Annotated in this window: 23 protein-coding genes; 17 read left to right on the forward strand and 6 right to left on the reverse strand. The window is 74.3% G+C overall.

The genetic code is table 11. The annotated features are described in order from the left end of the window. The first annotated feature begins 261 nt into the window (after positions 1-261). The 12 genes from proS (at position 262) to LQ51_RS22280 (ending at position 8554) form a co-directional block, all read left to right on the forward strand. Positions 262-1668, forward strand: a complete 1407-nt coding sequence (gene proS / locus LQ51_RS22225; protein WP_046568732.1) for a proline--tRNA ligase — start codon at positions 262-264, stop codon at positions 1666-1668. 72 nt (positions 1669-1740) lie between these two features. Next, positions 1741-2388 carry a ribonuclease FAU-1 family protein gene (locus LQ51_RS22230; protein ID WP_046568734.1) on the forward strand — a complete coding sequence of 216 codons (648 nt, stop codon included), beginning with the start codon at positions 1741-1743 and terminating at the stop codon, positions 2386-2388. A gap of 244 nt (positions 2389-2632) precedes the next feature. Next, complete coding sequence (rpsP, locus tag LQ51_RS22235) at positions 2633-3094, forward strand: 30S ribosomal protein S16 (RefSeq protein ID WP_046568736.1); 462 nt, start codon at positions 2633-2635, stop codon at positions 3092-3094. Continuing rightward, on the forward strand, positions 3069-3329 hold the full coding sequence (locus tag LQ51_RS22240) for an RNA-binding protein (protein WP_187399607.1): 261 nt from the start codon (positions 3069-3071) through the stop codon (positions 3327-3329). The genes rpsP and LQ51_RS22240 overlap by 26 nt, the downstream gene beginning before the upstream one ends. Beyond that, entirely contained in the window at positions 3329-3868 is a 540-nt protein-coding gene (gene rimM, locus LQ51_RS22245) for a ribosome maturation factor RimM (RefSeq protein WP_046568739.1), read from the forward strand. Before LQ51_RS22240 ends, rimM begins: the two co-directional genes overlap by 1 nt. Positions 3869-3881: 13 nt before the next feature. Beyond that, positions 3882-4670 (forward strand): tRNA (guanosine(37)-N1)-methyltransferase TrmD, encoded by a 789-nt coding sequence (gene trmD / locus LQ51_RS22250; protein WP_046568742.1) that lies wholly within the window; start codon positions 3882-3884, stop codon positions 4668-4670. Positions 4671-4840: 170 nt separating this feature from the next. After that, positions 4841-5200 (forward strand): 50S ribosomal protein L19, encoded by a 360-nt coding sequence (rplS, locus tag LQ51_RS22255; RefSeq protein WP_046568744.1) that lies wholly within the window; start codon positions 4841-4843, stop codon positions 5198-5200. Positions 5201-5363: 163 nt separating this feature from the next. After that, positions 5364-6245 (forward strand): signal peptidase I, encoded by an 882-nt coding sequence (gene lepB, locus LQ51_RS22260; protein ID WP_046568746.1) that lies wholly within the window; start codon positions 5364-5366, stop codon positions 6243-6245. Then, the gene (gene lepB, locus LQ51_RS22265) at positions 6242-6874 is read left to right on the forward strand and encodes a signal peptidase I (RefSeq protein ID WP_046568748.1); all 633 of its coding nucleotides are present in this window, start codon (positions 6242-6244) and stop codon (positions 6872-6874) included. Before lepB (LQ51_RS22260) ends, lepB (LQ51_RS22265) begins: the two co-directional genes overlap by 4 nt. A gap of 47 nt (positions 6875-6921) precedes the next feature. Then, on the forward strand, positions 6922-7413 hold the full coding sequence (locus LQ51_RS22270) for an NUDIX hydrolase (protein WP_046568749.1): 492 nt from the start codon (positions 6922-6924) through the stop codon (positions 7411-7413). Beyond that, positions 7407-8234 carry a ribonuclease HII gene (locus LQ51_RS22275; RefSeq protein WP_046568752.1) on the forward strand — a complete coding sequence of 276 codons (828 nt, stop codon included), beginning with the start codon at positions 7407-7409 and terminating at the stop codon, positions 8232-8234. Before LQ51_RS22270 ends, LQ51_RS22275 begins: the two co-directional genes overlap by 7 nt. Further along, the gene (locus tag LQ51_RS22280; protein WP_007075222.1) at positions 8231-8554 is read left to right on the forward strand and encodes a DUF2469 domain-containing protein; all 324 of its coding nucleotides are present in this window, start codon (positions 8231-8233) and stop codon (positions 8552-8554) included. Before LQ51_RS22275 ends, LQ51_RS22280 begins: the two co-directional genes overlap by 4 nt. A gap of 115 nt (positions 8555-8669) precedes the next feature. Here LQ51_RS22280 and LQ51_RS22285 read toward each other — a convergent pair whose 3' ends face one another. Continuing rightward, the gene (locus tag LQ51_RS22285; RefSeq protein WP_046568754.1) at positions 8670-9299 is read right to left on the reverse strand and encodes a class I SAM-dependent methyltransferase; all 630 of its coding nucleotides are present in this window, start codon (positions 9297-9299) and stop codon (positions 8670-8672) included. Positions 9300-9430: 131 nt separating this feature from the next. Here LQ51_RS22285 and LQ51_RS22290 point away from each other — a divergent pair, with 131 nt between their 5' ends. Then, complete coding sequence (locus tag LQ51_RS22290) at positions 9431-10075, forward strand: murein hydrolase activator EnvC family protein (RefSeq protein ID WP_231605829.1); 645 nt, start codon at positions 9431-9433, stop codon at positions 10073-10075. A 185-nt stretch (positions 10076-10260) separates the two neighbouring features. On the opposite strand, the gene LQ51_RS22295 is transcribed toward LQ51_RS22290, so the two are convergent. Continuing rightward, positions 10261-11442, reverse strand: coding sequence for an aminotransferase class V-fold PLP-dependent enzyme (locus LQ51_RS22295; protein ID WP_046568756.1), 1182 nt, complete (start codon positions 11440-11442; stop codon positions 10261-10263). Between the two features lie 55 nt (positions 11443-11497). Continuing rightward, positions 11498-12463 (reverse strand): tyrosine recombinase XerC, encoded by a 966-nt coding sequence (locus tag LQ51_RS22300; protein WP_046568813.1) that lies wholly within the window; start codon positions 12461-12463, stop codon positions 11498-11500. Between the two features lie 585 nt (positions 12464-13048). Between LQ51_RS22300 and LQ51_RS22305 the strand changes: the two genes are divergently transcribed. Together LQ51_RS22305 and LQ51_RS22310 are read left to right on the forward strand one after the other, a co-directional pair. Next, positions 13049-13390: a hypothetical protein gene (locus LQ51_RS22305; protein ID WP_046568757.1), complete on the forward strand. Its 342-nt coding sequence runs from the start codon at positions 13049-13051 to the stop codon at positions 13388-13390. Between the two features lie 156 nt (positions 13391-13546). Continuing rightward, positions 13547-14149 (forward strand): suppressor of fused domain protein, encoded by a 603-nt coding sequence (locus LQ51_RS22310; protein WP_046568759.1) that lies wholly within the window; start codon positions 13547-13549, stop codon positions 14147-14149. Positions 14150-14169: 20 nt separating this feature from the next. On the opposite strand, the gene LQ51_RS22315 is transcribed toward LQ51_RS22310, so the two are convergent. Genes LQ51_RS22315 through LQ51_RS22325 form a run of 3 tightly spaced genes read right to left on the reverse strand, consistent with a single transcriptional unit; the run spans position 14170 to position 17232 of the window. Then, positions 14170-15354, reverse strand: coding sequence for a DNA-processing protein DprA (locus LQ51_RS22315; RefSeq protein WP_046568761.1), 1185 nt, complete (start codon positions 15352-15354; stop codon positions 14170-14172). Further along, positions 15354-16871: a YifB family Mg chelatase-like AAA ATPase gene (locus LQ51_RS22320; protein ID WP_046568763.1), complete on the reverse strand. Its 1518-nt coding sequence runs from the start codon at positions 16869-16871 to the stop codon at positions 15354-15356. The genes LQ51_RS22315 and LQ51_RS22320 overlap by 1 nt, the downstream gene beginning before the upstream one ends. A gap of 1 nt (position 16872) precedes the next feature. Beyond that, positions 16873-17232, reverse strand: coding sequence for a YraN family protein (locus tag LQ51_RS22325; RefSeq protein WP_046568765.1), 360 nt, complete (start codon positions 17230-17232; stop codon positions 16873-16875). Between the two features lie 145 nt (positions 17233-17377). On the opposite strand from LQ51_RS22325, the gene LQ51_RS22330 reads away from it, so the two are divergent. Together LQ51_RS22330 and LQ51_RS22335 are read left to right on the forward strand one after the other, a co-directional pair. After that, positions 17378-17788, forward strand: coding sequence for a VOC family protein (locus LQ51_RS22330; protein WP_046568767.1), 411 nt, complete (start codon positions 17378-17380; stop codon positions 17786-17788). Positions 17789-17965: 177 nt separating this feature from the next. Further along, a complete protein-coding gene (locus LQ51_RS22335; protein ID WP_046568815.1) occupies positions 17966-18925 on the forward strand; it encodes a hypothetical protein in 960 nt (319 codons plus the stop codon). Positions 18926-19038 lie beyond the last annotated feature (113 nt).

Below are 19038 nucleotides of genomic sequence, written 5' to 3' on the forward strand. Positions count from 1 at the left end.
GACGCGTCATAGGAGCGTCCCCACCCCACCCCACCCCACCCCACCCCACCCCGACCCCCCACCCCGACCCCACCCACCCGCCCGTCCGCCCCAGCCGGCGTTGATCAAGGGGTTTGCGCCCCGGGAGGTAGCGTTCGCCGACGCAAACTCCTTGATCAAGGCGGCGGGGCGGGGGGGTGGGGGGCGTGGGGGGGCGTGGGGGGTGTGGGGGGCGCTCCCCGGCGCAGGGGCGGGGCGTGCGGCGGAATAGGATGTGCGGTCATGGCACGCGTGCTCACTCCCCGGGCGGAGGACTTTCCCCGCTGGTACCAGGACCTGATCGCCAAGGCGAAGCTGGCCGACAACGGCCCGGTGCGCGGCACCATGGTGATCCGACCGGCCGGCTACGCCATCTGGGAGCGGATGCAGGCCGAGATGGACACCCGGATCAAGGCGGCCGGCGCGGAGAACGCGTACTTCCCGCTGTTCATCCCGGAGAGCTACCTCAAGCGCGAGGCCGAGCACGTCGAGGGCTTCTCGCCGGAGCTGGCCGTGGTCACCCACGGTGGTGGCAAGCAGCTCGCCGAGCCGGTGGTGGTGCGCCCCACCAGCGAGACGGTGATCGGCGAGTTCATGGCCAAGTGGATCGACTCGTACCGGGACCTGCCGCTGCTGCTCAACCAGTGGGCCAACGTGGTCCGCTGGGAGCTGCGCCCGCGGATCTTCCTGCGCACCAGCGAGTTCCTCTGGCAGGAGGGGCACACCGCGCACGCCACCCGGGAGGACGCCCGGGCCTACGCCCGCCGGATCCTGCACGAGGCGTACGAGGACCTGATGGTCAACGTGCTCGGCATCCCGGTGCTGGTCGGCCTGAAGACCGCCCGCGAGCGCTTCGCCGGCGCCACCGCCACGTACACCTGCGAAGGCATGATGGGCGACGGCAAGGCGCTCCAGCTGGGCACCAGCCACGAGCTGGGCCAGAACTTCGCCAAGGCGTTCGACATCAGCTACTCCTCGGCCGAGGGCGGCCGGGAGCTGGCCTGGACCACCTCCTGGGGCACCTCGACCCGGATGCTCGGCGGTCTGATCATGTGCCACGGCGACGACAACGGGCTGCGCGTGCCGCCGAAGCTGGCGCCGATCCAGGCGTACGTGATGATCGTCAAGGACGGCGAGGGTGTCGGCGAGGCGGCGGCCAAGCTGCGCGACGCGCTGCGTGACGCCGGGGTGCGGGTGGCGCTCGACGACCGGACCGACACGGCGTTCGGCCGCCGCGCGGTCGACGCCGAGCTGCGCGGCTACCCGGTGCGCGTCGAGGTCGGCCCGCGTGACCTGGCCGCCGGCAACGCGGTGGTGGTGCGGCGTACGGACGGCTCGAAGGCCCCGACGCCGGTGGCCGACGTGGTCGGTGCGGTGCTGGCCGCGCTGGAGGCGGACCAGCGGGCGCTGCACGACCAGGCGCTGGAGTTCCTCCGGTCCCGCACCGTCGAGGTGGCGACGCTGGCCGAGGCGATCGAGGCGGCCGCCACCGGCTGGGCGAAGGTGCCGTGGTCGGCGGTCGGCGTCGCCGGTGAGGCCGAGGCGAACGGCCAGGGCGTCACCGTCCGGTGCCTGCTCCGCGCCGACGGCTCGGTGCCCGACTCGGAGGACGAGCCGGACCTGGTCGCCGTCCTGGCCCGCGCCTACTGAGGTGCAAGGAGGGGCCCCGCCGCTCGCCCCCGGTGGTGGTCGGGGCTCCGGTCGACAGCCTTAGGTGGTGACGTGCGCTTCGAGCCCGGCCGGTTGATCATGCACCGGAACGTGCGGCACGGCCGGATCGGTTGGGTCCGGTCGGCCAGGGTGGTCTCCGACGACGAGCGCGGCCTGGTGCTCTGGGTGGCGCGGGAGGCGCCGGTGGCGCACGAGGTGAACGCCGCCGGCCTGGGCATGCGGGCCGTGCCGTTCGCCGAGTGGGTGAGGTCGTCCTACCGGCTCGCGCAGGGGCGGTGGAACGGCCCGCCGGTGCTGAAGTTCCTGCCGGCCGGCGCGGCCCACTCCGTCTGGTGGTTCCGCGACGCGCAGGGCCGCTTCCAGAACTGGTACGTCAACCTGGAGGAGCCCGGCGTCCGCTGGGACGATGGCGAGGTGGCCGGGGTCGACATGGTCGACCAGGACCTCGACGTGGTGGTGCGCCCGGACCTGAGCTGGGAGTGGAAGGACGAGGACGAGTTCTCCGAGCGGCTGGCGTTTCCGGAGCACTACTGGGTGACCGACGAGAAGGCGGTCCGCGCCGAGGGCGAGCGGGTGATCCGGACCGCCGAGGCGGGCGAGTTCCCGTTCGACGGCACCTGGTGCGACTTCGCCCCGCCGGCTGAATGGGACGTACCGGACGAACTTCCGCCGGGGTGGGACCGCCCGCCGGTGCGCTGAACCGGTGTCGTCCGTCACGGCCCGGTCCACCCCGGGCGTGGTGTCCGGGTCCGGTGTGAGAGTTCCCGGCCGGATCTGGCAGAATGGGTCGCTGGTATCCGGCGCGCGTCCGGCGCCCTCTAACCCGGGCGCGTCGCCAGTTCACCGAGCAGTCTCCGGCCCAAACCCCACTGTGCCGGTCGGCGCTCACCCGCCACACCGCCCGGCACCGGGCCGGTGAGATCGCAACAGGAGCGAAACAACTGTGGCCGTAAAGATCCGGCTCCTGCGGATGGGCAAGATCCGCAACCCGCAGTACCGCATCGTCGTCGCCGACTCGCGCACCAAGCGCGACGGTCGCGCGATCGAGTTCGTCGGTGTGTACCAGCCGAAGGAGGACCCTTCGGTGATCGAGGTCAAGTCGGAGCGGGTCCAGTACTGGCTGTCGGTCGGCGCTCAGCCGAGCGAGGCCGTGCAGCGTCTGCTGGAGCTGACCGGTGACTGGCAGAAGTTCAAGGGCCTGCCGGCCCCGCCGCCGCTGAAGGTCGCCCCCGAGCGGGCCGACCGCAAGGCGGCGTACGAGGCCGAGGCGAAGGCCGCCGCCGGTGTGGCGGACACCCCGGCCAAGCCGGCCAAGAAGGCCGCCAAGCCGGAGGCCGCGAAGCCGGAGGCCGAGGCCCCGAAGGCCGAGGAGCAGACCGGTGTCGAGTCCGGCGAGCAGGCCTGACATGGCGCTGCGTCCCGCCCTGGAGCACCTGGTCAAGGGGATCGTCGACCACCCGGATGACGTCCGGGTGCGGATGGTCGATTCCCGTCGGGGCAAGCGGCTCGAGGTCCGCGTGCACCCGGAGGACCTCGGCACGGTGATCGGGCGGTCCGGACGGACCGCCAAGGCGCTGCGCCAGGTGATCGGCTCCATCGGTGGGCGCGGGGTACGCGTCGACATCGTCGACTCGTACTGATGCTTCTCGTCGTCGGCCGGATCGGTAAGCCGCACGGGATCCGCGGTGAGGTCACCGTGGAGGTGCGGACCGATGAGCCCGAAGCACGGTTCGCCCCGGGCATGGTGCTGCGCACCGAGCCCGGGGCGGTCCCGTCCGAGCCGGGCGCCTGGCGGGTGCCCGCGGAGCTGACCGTCGAGGCCGCGCGCTGGCACCAGGGGCGGATGCTGGTCGCCTTCGAGGGCGTGCTGGACCGTGACGTCGCCGAGGCGCTGCGCGGCACCCTGCTCGGCGTGGACAGCGCCGACGTGGCCGCCCCGGAGGACCCGGAGGAGTTCCTCGACCACCAGCTGGTCGGCCTGGCCGTGGTGACCCCGGCCGGCGAGCGGCTGGGCGAGGTGGCCCGGATCGACCACGCCCCCGCCTCCGACCTGCTGGTGCTGCGCCGCCCGGAGGGGAAGACCGCGCTCATCCCGTTCGTCAAGGCGATCGTGCCCGAGGTCGACCTCGCGGGCGGGCGCGTGGTGGTGGAGCTGCCCGGCGGGCTGCTCGACCTCTGACTGGAGCCACCCCATGCGCGTCGACATCGTGTCGATCTTCCCCGAGTACTTCGCCCCGCTGGACCTGTCGCTGATCGGCAAGGCCCGCGCCAACGGCACGTTGCGGCTGGCCGTACACGACCTGCGGACCTGGACCCACGACGTGCACCGCACGGTCGACGACACGCCCTACGGCGGCGGTCCCGGCATGGTGATGCGGCCGGAGCCGTGGGGCGAGGCGCTGGACGCCCTGGCCCCCGACGAGCTGAGCCCGGACGGGCACACCCTGCCCCGGCTGCTCGTCCCGTCCCCGGCCGGCGTCCCGTTCACCCAGGCCATGGCGCACGAGCTGGCCGGCGAGTCACACCTGCTCTTCGCCTGCGGCCGGTACGAGGGCATCGACCAGCGGGTGCTGGAGCACGCGGCGACCCGGATGCGGGTGACCGAGGTCTCCCTCGGTGACTACGTGCTCTTCGGTGGCGAGGTGGCCGTGCTGGTGATCCTGGAGGCGGTCACCCGGCTGCTGCCCGGGGTGCTGGGCAACGCCGGCTCGCTGGACGAGGAGTCGCACGCCCACGGGCTGCTGGAGGCCCCGATGTACACCAAGCCGTCGAGCTGGCGCGGGCACGAGGTGCCCGAGGTGCTCCGCTCCGGCGACCACGGGCGGATCGCCCGCTGGCGGCGCGACGAGGCGCTGCTGCGCACGGCGGACCGCCGCCCCGACATGATCGCCGCGCTGCCCGCGGAGAGCCTGGACAACCGGGACCGGGCGGCGTTGGAGCGGGGTGGATTTCAGCTGCCGCCCGGGGATGTGGCAAAGTAGAGGGGTTGCCGCAGCCTTCCACGCCGTGGACGGCTGCGAGGACCCTCGACCGGGGGTCGGCTCTGTGGATCCCCGCCGGGGGTCGGCGTCGCCGACCACCACCCGGGGGTCAGAATCACCCATCCGCGCATCGACTGACGATGCGCCGTGAGCCTCACGAGGACGCAGCGATGAACATCCTGGACGCCCTTGACGCCCAGTCGAAGCGCGTTGACCTGCCCGACTTCCGCGCCGGTGACACCGTCAAGGTGCACGCGCGGGTCGTCGAGGGCAACCGGTCCCGGGTCCAGATCTTCCAGGGCGTCGTCATCCGCCGCCAGGGTGACGGTCTGCGCGAGACCTTCTCGGTCCGCAAGGTCAGCTTCGGCGTGGGCGTGGAGCGCACCTACCCGCTGAACAGCCCGGCGATCGACCGGATCGAGGTCGTGACCCGCGGTGACGTGCGCCGCGCCAAGCTCTACTACCTGCGCGAGCTGCGCGGCAAGAAGGCCAAGATCAAGGAGCTGCGGGAGAAGCAGCCCACCAGCTGAACTCCCGCTCGCCACGCCTGACCTGCGCGGATGTCGTATCGACCAGATCCCATTACCCTGGTCGTACGGGCGCGGGACGGCGTACAGCGGTCCACTGCCGCCCGTGGGGTCTCACGACGAGGCTCCCGGGCGGTAGTGTCGTTTCCGCGGACCGGAGAGTGGCATGGTGCAAATGCTTGATGAGGACGGTGCCGTCGATCCGTGGCGCCGGCGGTCCCGGCGCACCCGGCGGCAGATGCCCCTCTGGCAGGAGTTGCCGCTGCTGTTGATCGTGGCCTTCTGCCTCGCGGTGCTGATCCGCACCTTCCTGCTCCAGGCGTTCTTCATCCCCTCCGGGTCGATGGAGAACACCCTGCTCATCGGCGACCGGGTGCTGGTCAACAAGGTGGTCTACGACGTCCGCGACCCGGTCCGTGGCGAGGTGGTGGTCTTCCGGGGCACCGACAACTGGGTCGCCCAGGAGGCCCCCGCGCCGCCGACCAACTTCGTCGGCAAGCTCGGCCGGACGCTGGGCGATCTGGTCGGCGTCAGCCGGCCGGGGGAGAAGGACTTCATCAAGCGGGTCATCGGCGTGCCCGGCGACAAGGTCTGGTGCTGCGACGACGGCCGGGTGGTGGTCAACGGCGTGCCGCTGGACGAGCGGTCGTACGTGACCGAGGACTCCCCGGAGAACCTGCCGCCGAACCCGAAGGAGTGCCGCTCCCGCAAGTTCAACGAGGTGGTCGTACCGCCGGGGCAGATCTTCGTGATGGGTGACCACCGGCTGGTCTCGCAGGACGCCCGCTGCCAGGGGCCGGTGCCGATCGACAACGTGGTGGGACGGGCCTTCATGATCGTCTGGCCGCAGCAGCGGTGGACCACCCTGCCCGTCCCGCGGACCTTCGCCGACCTGCCGCAGCCCGACGCGGCACCGGCCCGGCCGGTGCCGGTGGATCCGAACCCGGTGGGTGGTGTGGTGCTGCTCCTGCCGACCTCGGCCGCCCTCTCCGTTCTCGCGCGTTCGGGGCGACTGCGTCGCACCCGGGGACGTAGGCTCCTCCCGTGATTGACGAGCAGACCGAGAAGCCGCGCAACTCCTTCTGGAAGGAGCTGCCCATTCTCCTGGGTGTGGCGATCCTGGTCGCGGTGCTGGTACGTGCCTTCGTGCTGCAGACCTTCTTCATTCCGTCGCCCTCCATGGAGAACACCCTCAAGATTGACGATCGGGTGCTGGTCAACAAGTTGGTCTACGATTTCCGCTCCCCGCACCGGGGCGAGGTGATCGTGTTCAAGGCGCCCACCGAGTGGAGCGGCAACCCCGACGGTGAGGACTTCATCAAGCGGGTGATCGGCGTCGGCGGCGACCACGTCGTCTGCTGCGACCACACCGGCGACCAGGAGCGCCTGATCATCAACGGCAAGCCGATCGACGAGCCGTTCATCTTCCCCGGCAACAAGCCGGCGGACCAGGACTTCGACATCACCGTGCCGGAGGGTCGGCTCTGGGTGATGGGTGACCACCGGGAGGCCTCCGGCGACTCGCTGGAGCACTGGCAGCAGTCGGGCGAGGACATCAACGAGGCCACCATCCCCGAGGACCAGGTCATCGGCCGGGCCTTCACCATCTTCTGGCCGGTCAACCGGGCCACCTGGCTCAGCGTGCCGAAGCAGTTCGACGGGATCCCCCAGCCCTGACCGGAGGGGCGTGGGCGGTTGTCGGAGACGTCTGGCAGTCTTGGGCGGTGACCACCTACCACCCTCGCCGTGCGGCCCGGGTGCTGCTCGTCGACGCGGGCGGCCGGGTGCTCCTCTTCGAGGGCAGCGATCCGGCCCGGCCCGGCCACCGCTACTGGTTCACCCCCGGAGGCGGCCTGCACCCGGAGGAGACCCCGGCCGAGGGCGCGGCCCGCGAGCTGGCCGAGGAGACCGGCCTGCGGCTGGCCCCGGCCGAGCTGGGCGAGGCGGTCGCGGCCGAGACGATCGAGTTCCCGTTCGACGGCGTCTGGTATCGCCAGGAGCAGGAATTCTTCCTGGTCCGGATCTCCGGATGGGCGGTCGACACGGCCGGCTTCGACGAGATCGAGCGGGCCAGCGTGCACGGGCACCGCTGGTGGACGGCCGCCGAGCTGGCCGCCAGCACCGCGCGGTACTACCCGGCCGACCTGCCGGACCTGCTCACCCGGGTGCTCGGCGCCGGCCCGGTGCCGGCCGGCAACGGGAGCCTGCCGTGCTGACTCCGCCGCGCACCGTGGTGCGCCGCGACGGCGGTCTCTACGCCCTGGAGCGGGCCCTGCAACGGCGGGGCTTCCGGCACGTGGCGGGGGCCGACGAGGCCGGCCGGGGGGCCTGCGCCGGCCCGCTGGTGGCTGCCGCCGCGGTGCTGCCGGAGGGGCGGCGCGGCGAGATCGACGAGCTGGCCGACTCCAAGCTGCTCACCCCGGCGGCCCGGGAACGGGTCTACGACGAGGTGGTGGCGCGGGCGCTGGCGTACGCGGTGGTGGTCATCCCGGCCGAAGAGGTCGACGGTCGCGGGCTGCACGTGTGCAACCTGGCCGCCATGCGGCGGGCGCTGGCCTCGCTGACCACCCGCCCGGAGTACGTGCTGACCGATGGCTTCGGCGTCGACGGGCTGGACGTGCCGGGGCTGGCGGTCTGGAAGGGCGACCGGGTGGCCGCCTGCGTGGCGGCGGCGAGCGTGCTCGCCAAGGTCACCCGGGATCGGATCATGGTGGAGTTGGACGGGCGGTACCCGGGCTACGGCTTCGCCGAGCACAAGGGCTACATCACCCCCGAGCACACCGCCGCGTTGCGGGAGCGGGGGCCCTGCCGGGAGCACCGCTTCTCGTACGTGAACGTGGCGGCCGTCTCGGGCCGGGACGGCCGGCCGCCCCGGGCGCGGCGGCCGGTGGTCGGTGGCGGGGCGGCTGAGGGCCCGGACACGCCGATGGAGCGCTCCGGCGCGCCAGGGAGTACCGTCGGCGTGGCGTTGGGCGAGCAGCCGCGACCCCCGGCACCGGTGGGGGAAGATGTGGTCATGGAAGGCGGAGTGCGATGAGCGCGGAAGATCTCGAGAAGTACGAGACCGAGATGGAGCTGCAGCTCTACCGGGAGTACCGCGACATTGTCCGCCAGTTCTCCTACGTGGTGGAGACCGAGCGCCGCTTCTATCTGGCGAACCAGGTCGACCTGCACGTGCGCAACTCCGACGGCGAGGTCTACTTCGAGGTCGAGATGCACGACGCCTGGGTGTGGGACATGTACCGTCCGGCGCGGTTCGTGAAGAATGTCCGGGTGATGACCTTCAAGGACGTCAACGTCGAAGAGCTCGAAAAGCCCGACATTTCGCTTCCCGCAGATTCCGGATTCGGCGGCTGATCCGGCCGTCCCGGCCCGGCGGCCGGACACCGCCGCCACCACGTCGACCCGCCGCACCCGGTTCTTGGCCGCCCCCACCCGGCGCCACGGTGGCCAGACGGGCTGCGGTCGTCCGCTAACGCACGAACTCGAACATGGTGGCGCCGGCCGGCAACGGGCGGGGCGTCCCGGTGAAGCGGTGCGCGCCCACCCCGACCCCGTCCGCCGGGCTGCTCACCGCGACCGGTTCGAAGCCCTCCTCGGCGAACCACGCGCAGATGGTGGGCACCAGGTCCGGCTCGTCGCGGTGCCGCGTCCAGAGGACCGTTCCGCCGGTGGCGCAGAGCGCGGCGCAGTGCCGGACCGTGTTCCGGATGTCCGCGTCGACGATGTTGCCGAAGATGCCGCAGGCCAGCACCAGGTGCGCCGGCGCCAGGTCCGCGTACTGGTCGGTGCGCGCGGCGTCGCCGACCACCACCTCCACCCGGCTCAGGCCGGCCTCGGCGGCGAACCGCCGGGCCACCTCGGCGTTGCGCGGGTCCAGCTCGACCAGGCGCGCGGTCACGTCGTCACGGCGGGGATGGTTGGCGAGCACCGGCAGCAGGTCCGACCCCTGGCCGGCGCAGAGACTGACCGCCCGCAGCGGACCGGCCGGGGCGCTGTCCAGGGCCGCCCGGACCTGGTCGCGCACCTCCGCCAGGCGCCGGGACAGCGCCGAGTCCGGCTGGTCGTAGTCGGCGTGCCAGGCGTACCAGTCCGTCGTCACCCGGCCAGCATAGGCCCGGTCCCGTAGCAGATCTGCCCCGTGCGCGGGGCACCGTCCACAGCTCGACCACCGTCCACAGGGATCACCGCCGGCGCTGGCGGGACGGGTCGGCCCGCCGGCAGGCTGCCGGCGTGTGGACCTCACCGTCGGGGCGGCTGACCGCCGCCGGATGCCTGCTGCTCGCCCTGCACCTCACCGGTCCGGCCGTCACGCCGGCCGTCGGCGTTGCGGCGGCCGGGCCGGCGCCGGGAGCCGGTGAGCCGGGAGCGGCGTCGTCGGCACCGGGTGTCGGCGGGGCCGGCGGATACCACCCCGCCCCGGCCGACGGACCCTTGTGGACGGCCGCGGTGTGGCCGCTCGCCGGCCCGCCCCGGCCGGTACGCCGGTTCGACCCGCCGCCGCAGCCGTGGCTGCCCGGCCACCGGGGAGTGGACCTGGCCGCCGCGCCGGGTGCGGAGGTCCGTGCCGCCGTCGCCGGGACGGTCCTCTTCGCCGGCCCGGTGGCCGGGCGTCCGGTGGTCACCGTGGGGCACGCCGGTGGGCTGCGCACCACCTACGAGCCGGTCCGACCCGGGCTGCCGGCCGGTGCCCGGGTCGCCGCCGGTACGCCGATCGGTGTGCTGCTCGCCGGCCACCCCGGCTGCCCGGCGTCGGCCTGCCTGCACTGGGGTCTGCGCCGGGGCGAGGACTACCTGGACCCGCTCGCCCTGCTCGGCCTCGGGCCGGTCCGCCTGCTGCCGGTGGACCCGGCGCCGTCCCTCGGGCCGGCCCGGTGAGCGGCCGCTCAGCACAGGCTTGCGGGTCGGGTCGGCACCGTCCCTCGGCCGGCCCGGTGAGCGGCCGACCGGCAGGCTTGCGGGTCGGCTCGGCACCGTCCCTCGGGCCGGCCCGGTGAGCGCTCGCCTGGCAGGCTTTCGGGTCGGCCCGTCGCCGTCCCCTGGGTCGTCCGGTGAGTGACCGCTCAGGCCTGGGCGAGCAGCGTGGGCAGGCGGATCGCCAACCGGTCGTACTCCTCCGGCGTGTTGTAGACCTGGCCGCAGAGGCGCAGCCAACCCCGGCCGTGCCAGCCGGCCACGGAGACCTCGGCGCCGAGCCGCTCCGCGATCCTGGCGCGCAGCTCGTGTGCCGCGTCGATGGTGGTGGCCACGCCGGCCGGCAGCGGGACCAGTCGCATGGCCACCGTCGGCCCGCCCGGGTCCGGCAGGTCGGCCGGCGCCACCCCGAGCGCGTCCCCGACCACCCGCTGCCCGTACGCGGCCAGCGCGGCGTTGTGCGCGCGCACCCGGTCGACGCCGAGGCTGCGCAGGGTGAACAGGCCCGCCGGGGCGGCCAGCCAGCCGGTGTAGTCCAGCGTGGCCTGCCATTCGACCCGGGCGGGGAAGCCGCCCTGCTGCTCCCAGGAGACGACCAGCGGCTGGATGCGCTCCCGCCACGGCTCGCTCACCACGAGCGCGGCGGTGCCGCGCGGCGCGTACGCCCACTTGTGCAGGTTGCCCACCCAGAAGTCGGCACCGATCGAGGCCACGTTGACCGGCAGCATCCCCGGCGCGTGCGCGGCGTCGACCAGCACCGGCACGCCCCGCTCACGGGCCACCCCGACGATCGCGGCGGTCGGGAACAGCTTGGCGGTGGGTGAGGTGAGCTGATCGACGATCAGCAGCCGGGTACGCCCCGGGCGCAGGCCGGCCCGGACGATCTCGACGATCTCCTCGTCACCCGCGTCCAGCGGCACCGCCAGGCAGCGGTGCGTCGCGCCGGTGCGCGCGCACTCCCGCTCCACGGCGAAGGCGACCGCGCCGTACCCGTGGTCGGTGGTCAGCACCTCGTCGCCGGCGCGCAGGCCGAGCGACTGGAGCACCACGGCGACGCCGGTGGTGGCGTTGCCCACCAGGGCGGTGCCGCCCGGGTCGGCACCCAGGAACGTGGCCAGATGTCGCCGGGTGTGGGCGATCCGCTCCACCAGGCCCTGGGTGAAGAAGCGCAGCGGGTTCGCCTCCATCTCGTCACGCAGCCGCTGCTGGGCCCGCTGCACGCCGATCGGCACCGCACCGAACGCGCCATGATTGAGATAGCTGACCGATGGATCGAGGGAGAAGAGCAGCCGAGCCCCGGGAATCGGCTCGGGTGGCCGCGGAACGGTCATCCGCCGATCGTAGCCCTTCGTGGATCATCAACTTGGGGTTCTCCCAGGTCGTCCGTCAGGCGCGCGGATGCGCCTGTCGGTACGCCGCCCGTAGCCGCTCCACCGACACATGGGTGTAGATCTGCGTGCTGGCCAGCGAGGAGTGGCCCAGCAGCTCCTGCACCGCCCGCAGGTCCGCGCCGCCCTCCAGCAGGTGGGTCGCGGCCGAGTGGCGCAGTGCGTGCGGGGTGGTCCGGGGCAGGCCGGCGGCCTCGGCGTACCCGGCGACGATCCGCCGGGCCGTGGTCGGGTTGAGCCGTCCGCCCCGGGCCCCCAGCAACAGCGCCCCGCCCGAGGCGGGACCGGCCACGGCCGGCCGGCCCCGGCTGAGCCACTCGTCCAGCGCGCGCTGGGCGGGCACCCCGTACGGGACGGTCCGCTCCCGACCACCCTTGCCGAGCACCCGGATCACCCGCCTTGCGTGGTCCACGTCGGCGACGTTCACGCCGCACGCCTCGCTGATCCGTACGCCGGTGGCGTAGAGGAGTTCGAGCAGCAGCCGGTCCCGCAGCAGCACCGCCTCCTCGGCCGGCCCGAGCGGGCGGTCCGCACCGCGGCGGAAGCCGGCCGGCTCGGGGACGGTGCGGTCCGCCGCCGGCGGGACGTGCCGGTCCGGCATGGCCATCAGGGCGGCGGCCTGGTCGGCGCGGAGCACGCTGGGCAGTTCCCGGTGTGCCTTCGGGCTGGCCAGTGCGGCGCCCACATCGCTGCCGAGCAGGCCCGCCCGGTGCGCCCAGGCGCTGAACGTGCGGGCGGAGGCGGCCCGGCGGGCCAGTGACGTGCGGGCGATGCCCGTCGTGCGCTGCCGCGCCAGCCAACTGCGCAGCACCGTCAGGTCCAGCTCCGACAGGTCCGCACAGCCCATCCGCGTCGCGTGGTCGAGCAGCGAGACCACGTCGCCGACGTACGCCCGGACGGTGTGCGCGGAGCGGTTGCGGACCCGGGCCAGGTGGTCGGCGAAGTCGTCCACCGCCTCCCGCATGGCCGGCGGCAGCCCTTGGTGCAGGTCCCGGGTGCCCGGCCGGCCGCTACTCACCGGTCCCGCCCGGCCGTCGAGATCGGGCTCGCCGCCGCCGCGGGGCCGGCCCGCCCCGGTCGCGGTACGCCGGGAACCGGGCGGACCCTGCTGGCGGTGGACACCGACCCAGCCTACGACGTGGCCACCCGGCGGGCGGGTCACCGGGCGGGCGGGTCACCGGGTGGGCCGGCCAATGGGTGAGCTGGCCCCGGTGGATGGGCGCCCGCGGTTGGATCACCGCACCGCGCGGCGTTACCGGGGCGGAGGCTGCCCGGTGGGCGAATACCGGGGTGGCTCGTTCCCGGGGCTGGCTGAACGGGGCCTGGACAGGGGAAACTGTTCCTACGAAATGGACGGTGGTCGCGGATCGGGCCGCCAGCGGGAGCCGGATCGGTACCGCTGCCGACGCAGGCATCTGCTCAGTCGGGGCGGCTGAAGCGGTGCATAACGCCGGACGCCCCCGGGCGGCGGCGCGGAAGGGTGATTGGCGAGTCGGACGGTGCGGGCGTCGAGCCGCAGGGCGGGCGCCGACGGGAGGAGGGACCGGACGTGGGTGTGGATGCCGTCCTCTACCGGCAGGTGCGTGCGGGGCCGCCTCGCCGCCCACCGTCCTACGTCGCGACCGAGACGGTGGCCGATCCGGACGACGTGCTCCTGGACCTGCTCAAGCGGGTGCGCGGCGGGGGACGTACGCCGCTGCTGGACCGCGTCGACCCGCTCGGCGAGCTGGTGGTCGGCGTCGACTCGGCGCCGCAGTTGCTCGACGAGCTGCGCTGCCTCATGGAGGCGGCCCGGGTACCGGCGGAGACCGAGCGGATCCGGCGGCTCGCCCTGCTCGTCAGACGCTGCCTGAACGGCCGGGATGTCGAGATCCGCTTCGAGGGCGACTGATCCCCACCATGGCGTGCCGGGCACTGCGGCGTGCCGGCCACCGGTGGCGTGCCGCGCACTGCGGCCTGCTGGGCACTGCGGCGCTCCGGCGACGCCCTCCGATTTCCGCCCGGCGGAGCGGGTAGCCTCCGGCAACGAGATCGGAATGGGGCGATCATGCGGAAATTCGGTCGACCGACGGCGGCATCGGGAGAGGTCGACCGGCACCTGCGCCGGTTCCTCGGCACGCCCTTCAGCACCCTCGACGAGGAACTGCCCGACGGGGCGCCGATCCGGCTGCACGGCTTCGCCGAGGTCCCGTTCGACGGTCAGGTGACCCTGGCCACCGATGGGCTGGCCGCGCTCGCCCGGCAGCGCGGCTGGGCCCGGCCGGACGGCTACGCCCAGGAGTTGGTCTTCGTCCTGGATGGCCGGTTCATGGGCCCCGAGCTGCTGGACTTCGTGATGTCCTGCGCGGTGCGCTACGCCCAGCAGGCGCGGCTGCTCGCCTGGGAGGAACCGGTCCGGCTGGACCTCGAGGTGCCGCTCAGCACCGGGATGCGGTTCCTGCTGCCGACCCCGGCGGCGCTGTTCGACGAGGACTTCCAGTTCGTGACCGCCCCGACCGGTGAGACGAACTTCTGCCTGCTGGTGCCCGCGTACGAGGTGGAGGCCGAGTTCCTGGCGGCCAAGGGACCGGAGCAGCTCTACGACGCCCTGGAGGAGCAGGACGTCGACGTCTCGGACCTGCGCCGGGCGCCACTGCGGTCGGGAGCCTGACGCCGCCACCACGAGCCGGCTCACTTTCGGCCGCCGGACGGTGTCGGGGCCAGCGCGTACCCGTCGTCGCGGCGGACCACCAGGGACAACTCCTCCAGCATGGACAGCTTCCGCATGGCGGTACGCAGGTCGACCCCGGCCCGGGCCGCGACGGCCTCCAGCGCGAGCGGTCTGCGCCGGGGCAGCGCCTCGAGCACCTGGGTCGCCGCGTCGTCGAGGCCGTCGCGGAGGCGCTCCGGGGCCCGGTCCGGCGGCGCCAGGTCGGCGCCGATCCGGCCCACCTCCTCCAGCACGTGCGCGACCCCGGTGACCAGCCGGGTACGGGGCTCGTCGCGCAGCAACCGGTGCGCGCCGACGGACATGGCCGAGGTGACCGGGCCCGGCACCACCATCCCGGTGCGCAGGACGCCGATCGCCCGGTTCAACGTCTGGGTGGCCCCGCTGCGCGCCGCCGCCTCGACCAGCACGGTGCCGCGGGTGGCCGCCGCGATGACCCGGTTGCGGATGAGGAACCGGGGCCGCAGCGGCTCCGCGCCCGGCAGCCACTCGCTGACCAGCAGGCCGGTCTCGGCGATCCGGTCGAACAGCGCCGTGTTGCCCATCGGGTAGGGGCGGTCCAGTCCGCAGGCGAGCACCGCCACGGTCAGTCCGCCGGCGGTCAGCGCGCCCCGGTGCGCGGCGGAGTCGATGCCGAACGCGCCGCCGGAGACGACCGTCCAGTCCCGCTCGGCGAGCCCGTAGCCCAGTTCGGTGGCGACGTGCGTCCCGTACGGAGTGGCCGCCCGCGCCCCGACCACGGCCACCGACCGCTCGAAGGCCTGCCCCAGCGGCCAGGCGCCGCGCACCCAGAAGCAGAGCGGCGGAGCGGTCTCCAGATCGACCTTGCGGGCGGCCCCGGAGAGCTGGAGCCGAGTCAGGTGCGCGACCTGGTGCGGCCACTCGTCGTCGTGGGGGGTGACCAACCGGGCGCCGAGCCGTTCGGCGCGGGCCACCGCCTGCTCGGCGACCGCCCGCGCGTCGCCGCCGCTCGACCGGGCCGCCACGGTCGACCGCAGGGTCGAGTCCGCCGCGTCGCCGCGCAGCAGCAGGTCCAGCGCCGCGACCGCGCCGACCTCGTTGACCAGGTGGAAGACGGCCTGGGTGCCCGGCTCGGCCAGCCAGGTCAGGGCCACCCGGGCCAGCCGGTCCTCGTCGGTGCCGGTCATCAGCCCTCGCCCATCCGCAGGTGCACGGCCTCGGCGATGTCGTCGCCGTCCGGCCGGTCCCGCCCGTCCAGGTCGGCGATGGTCCAGGCGAGCCGGACCACCCGGTCGAACCCCCGGGCGGAGAGCGAACCGGAGTCGAGCCGCCGGCGCAGTTCCCGGATGTCCCGCCCGGGCAGCTGCCAGGGCGGGCGGCGCAGGTAGGGGCCGGGGACGTCCGCGTTCACCCGGTGGCCGGTGCTCGACCACCGGTCGGCGGCGGCCCGGCGCGCGCCGGCCACCCGGTCGGCCACGGCGGCCGAGCACTCGGGCGGGGTACCGGTCGCCAGCAGCTCCGCGGCCCGTACCGGGTGCAGGCGTACCTGCAGGTCGACCCGGTCGAGCAGCGGCCCGGAGAGCCGGCCCAGGTAGCGCCGGCGGGCCAGCGGAGTGCATTCGCAGTCGAGGTCGCCGGACGGCTTGGCGCAGGGGCACGGGTTGGCGGCCAGCACCAGTTGGGTCCGGGCCGGGTATTCGGTGGCGCCGTGCGCCCGGGTCACCCGGACCCGGCCGCTTTCCAGCGGCTGGCGCAGCGCCTCCAGGGCCGCCTTGCTGAACTCGGGCGCCTCGTCGAGGAAGAGCACCCCGCGATGGGCCAGCGACACCGCCCCGGGACGGGCCAGGCCGGAGCCCCCACCGACCAGGGACGGCACCGTGGCGGTGTGGTGCGGTGCCTGGAACGGCGGACGGCGCAGCAGCCGTCCACCGGGCGGCAGCAGACCGGCGATGGAGTGCAGTGCGGTGACCTCCAGCGCGGCATCGTCGTCCAGCGCCGGGAGGATCGACGGGAGCCGCTCGGCCAGCATGGTCTTGCCGGCGCCAGGCGGGCCGAGCAGGGCCAGGTGGTGCCCGCCGGCGGCGGCCACCTCCAGCGCCCGGCGGCCGAACCCCTGACCGGCCACGTCGGCCAGGTCGGGGCCGCCGGGGGCGGTGGGCGGCTCGGCGGCCGGTGGCGGCAGCAGCGGCGTGCCGTCGCGGACGAAGGCCACCAGGCGGTGCAGCGTGTCCACGGCCCGGACCCGTACGCCGGGCAGCACGGCCGCCTCGGCGGCGTTGGCGGCGGGCACGACGACGCGGTCCAGGCCGGCGCGCGCGGCGGCGGCGACCATCGGCAGGACACCGCGCACCGGGCGGACGGCGCCGTCGAGGCCCAGCTCGCCGAGGATCACCGTCCGGTCCAGCGGCAGCAGCGGCAACTCGCCCGAGCCGCCGAGCACGGCCACCGCGATGGCCAGGTCGAACGCCGAACCGTACTTGGGCAGGGTGGCCGGGAGCAGGTTGAGGGTGATCCGGCGGTTCGGCCACTTCTGGCCCGAGTTCACGACCGCGGCCCGGACCCGGTCCCGGGCCTCGTGCAGGGCCGTGTCGGGCAGGCCGGAGATGACCACGCCCGGCAGCCCGGCGGCCAGGTCGGCCTCCACCTCCACCACGTGTCCGGTCACGCCGACCAGCCCGACGCAGAGCACCTTGGCGTAGCTCATCTCAGAACGCGCCCTTCAGGTGCTCGACCCGCGCCGGCCCGGCGGTGGGGAGCCGGACGGCGAGGACGTCGAAGCGGACCTCGTCGGCGTGGGTGCCGGTCTCGGCCAGCCAGCGCGCGGCCAGCCCGCGCAGCCGCCGTGCCTTCGCCGGGACGACCGCCTCGGCGGGGGTGCCGAAGTGGTCGGTGCGGCGGGTCTTGACCTCGCAGAAGGCGAGCACCTCGCCCTCCCAGGCGATGATGTCGATCTCGCCGTCGGCGCACCGCCAGTTGCGGGCGACCGGGCGCAGCCCTGCCTCGATCAGGTGCCGGACCGCGCACCGTTCGCCGTACGCGCCGACGGCCTGGTTCCGCTTCGTCATGGCGACGACGGTGCCGCGTGCCGGGCGGTGGGGTGCTCCGGCGCCGCCCGCCTGTGGATGACGGGGCGGGCTGTGGACGACCGGACGATCTTGGGTCTGGTGTGCTACAGCGCCGGCTGGTTTGCCCTTGTGGCAGGATCGCCGGATGCTGCGACTCACCGATTTCATCATCGACTGCCCGGACCCGATGGAGCTGGCGGCCTTCTACGCAGCGGTGACGGGCCGCCCGGTCAAGGAGGGCAGCGACAGCGACTGGGCCGGTATCCGGTTCGGCGAGATCGAGTTGGCCTTCATCCGGGTGGCGGACTACCGCGCCCCGCGGTGGCCCGACGGCGAGCACCCGAAGCAGTTCCATCTCGACTTCGAAGTCGACGACCTCGAGGCCGAGCAGAGCCGCCTCCTGGCCCTGGGCGCGACCCTGCGGCAGGACTTTGTCGGCCCCAACGGCTACGGCTGGCGCGTCTACACCGACCCCGTCGGCCACCCGTTCTGCCTCTGCCGCAACAAGGGCGTCACCTGGACCGACCAGGGCCCGGTCTGGCCCACGGGCAAGTAGGGCGGGTAGCGCCGGTCCCGGCGCGCCGGGACCGGCACCACGACCGATGCGGAACGTCGCCACCCGCCCCGGCGACCCGCCGGCCCGGCGTGCCGCCCCGGACACCGCGTCGAGCGGCATCGACCAGCGGCGATGCCGCTCGGGGTCGAATGGCGGACCGGGTTCCGGTCGCATACCGTGCCGGTCGTGGACGGACGACGGAGCTTTCCCGAGGATGAGCAGGGGTCGCGCTGGGGCGACCGGGGGTACGCCGAGCCGGACTGGCGGGCCGAGCCGCGGCACCGCGACGACGACTACCTCGTCCCCGAGCAGCGCGAGGGCTTCCGGTACGGCGAGCCCGGACCGTACGGCGGGGCCGATCCGCTGGTCGACGGGGCCGACGGTTACCGCCGGTCGCGCTGGACGGATGATCCGGACACCTCCACCGAGCTGCCGGGCGAGCGCGTCGGCCGGCGGGCCGCCCGGGAGGCTGCCGACCCGCTCGGCGGGGCCGCCCGGGAGGCCGGGCCGCTCGGCGCCGACCCGCTGCGGTCCGGCCCGCTCGGCGGCTACCCGATCGTGGAGCCGACCCGTCCGGCGGAGCCGGCCCCGGCGCCGGGCACTGCCGGGGACCATCCGGCCCACGCCGGCGGTGCCGCGCTGCCGGGCGGTGACCGTCCCACCGGGGTGCCGGCCGGCGCGGAGCGCCCCGCGTACCCGGGGGCCACGCCGCTGACCGTCGGGGAGCGGCCCGGTGCCGAGGCGGCGCCCGGCCCGGTGCCGCACCCGCTGGAGCTGCCGACCGGCCCGATGCCGTCGGTGGCCCCCCGCCAGGACGCGGCGACGCCGGGCGACGGGGTCTACCGGACCCGGCGGCCGGTGCTGGCCGTGCTGCTGGCGGCGCTCGTGCTGGTCCTGGAGGCCCCCGCGCTGCGGGTGCTGCTGCACGGTCTGATCGGTGACCCGGTCTCCGCCTCGCACGTCGTGGTGGGCACGTTCCTGGTGGTCGGCCTGCCGATCTTCGGCGCCGGCCTGTACGGGTTGCGCACCGGTGGGCTGGCCCTCGCCGACGGCAGCCGCGGTTGGCTCCGGCCGCCGACCGCCTACCTGACCGTCGGGCTGGTGCTCTTCCTGGCCGCCGCGCTCGCCGCCCGCTGACCCCGCGGACATACCTCCCCGATCCGGAGGTATGTCCGGAACCGGGACCCGCGGGACCGGCGGCCCGGGATCGGCGGCCCGGGGTCGGCGGCCCGGGACCGGCCGCGGTGGGC

The sequence above is a fragment of the Micromonospora sp. HK10 genome, from assembly GCF_000982955.1.
In the GTDB taxonomy this organism is placed as follows: domain Bacteria; phylum Actinomycetota; class Actinomycetes; order Mycobacteriales; family Micromonosporaceae; genus Micromonospora.

Excerpts from the sequence above, each read along its gene's own strand:
- LQ51_RS22310 (WP_046568759.1), top strand. The coding sequence starts at position 13,547 with ATGCGGAAATTCGGTCGACCGACGGCGGCATCGGGAGAGGTCGACCGG.
- trmD (WP_046568742.1), top strand. The coding sequence starts at position 3,882 with ATGCGCGTCGACATCGTGTCGATCTTCCCCGAGTACTTCGCCCCGCTG.
- LQ51_RS22325 (WP_046568765.1), bottom strand. The coding sequence starts at position 17,232 with ATGACGAAGCGGAACCAGGCCGTCGGCGCGTACGGCGAACGGTGCGCG.
- LQ51_RS22330 (WP_046568767.1), top strand. The coding sequence starts at position 17,378 with ATGCTGCGACTCACCGATTTCATCATCGACTGCCCGGACCCGATGGAG.
- LQ51_RS22295 (WP_046568756.1), bottom strand. The coding sequence starts at position 11,442 with ATGACCGTTCCGCGGCCACCCGAGCCGATTCCCGGGGCTCGGCTGCTC.
- LQ51_RS22300 (WP_046568813.1), bottom strand. The coding sequence starts at position 12,463 with ATGCGGGAGGCGGTGGACGACTTCGCCGACCACCTGGCCCGGGTCCGC.
- lepB (WP_046568746.1), top strand. The coding sequence starts at position 5,364 with ATGGTGCAAATGCTTGATGAGGACGGTGCCGTCGATCCGTGGCGCCGG.
- proS (WP_046568732.1), top strand. The coding sequence starts at position 262 with ATGGCACGCGTGCTCACTCCCCGGGCGGAGGACTTTCCCCGCTGGTAC.
- rimM (WP_046568739.1), top strand. The coding sequence starts at position 3,329 with ATGCTTCTCGTCGTCGGCCGGATCGGTAAGCCGCACGGGATCCGCGGT.
- LQ51_RS22315 (WP_046568761.1), bottom strand. The coding sequence starts at position 15,354 with ATGACCGGCACCGACGAGGACCGGCTGGCCCGGGTGGCCCTGACCTGG.
- LQ51_RS22320 (WP_046568763.1), bottom strand. The coding sequence starts at position 16,871 with ATGAGCTACGCCAAGGTGCTCTGCGTCGGGCTGGTCGGCGTGACCGGA.
- rplS (WP_046568744.1), top strand. The coding sequence starts at position 4,841 with ATGAACATCCTGGACGCCCTTGACGCCCAGTCGAAGCGCGTTGACCTG.
- LQ51_RS22280 (WP_007075222.1), top strand. The coding sequence starts at position 8,231 with ATGAGCGCGGAAGATCTCGAGAAGTACGAGACCGAGATGGAGCTGCAG.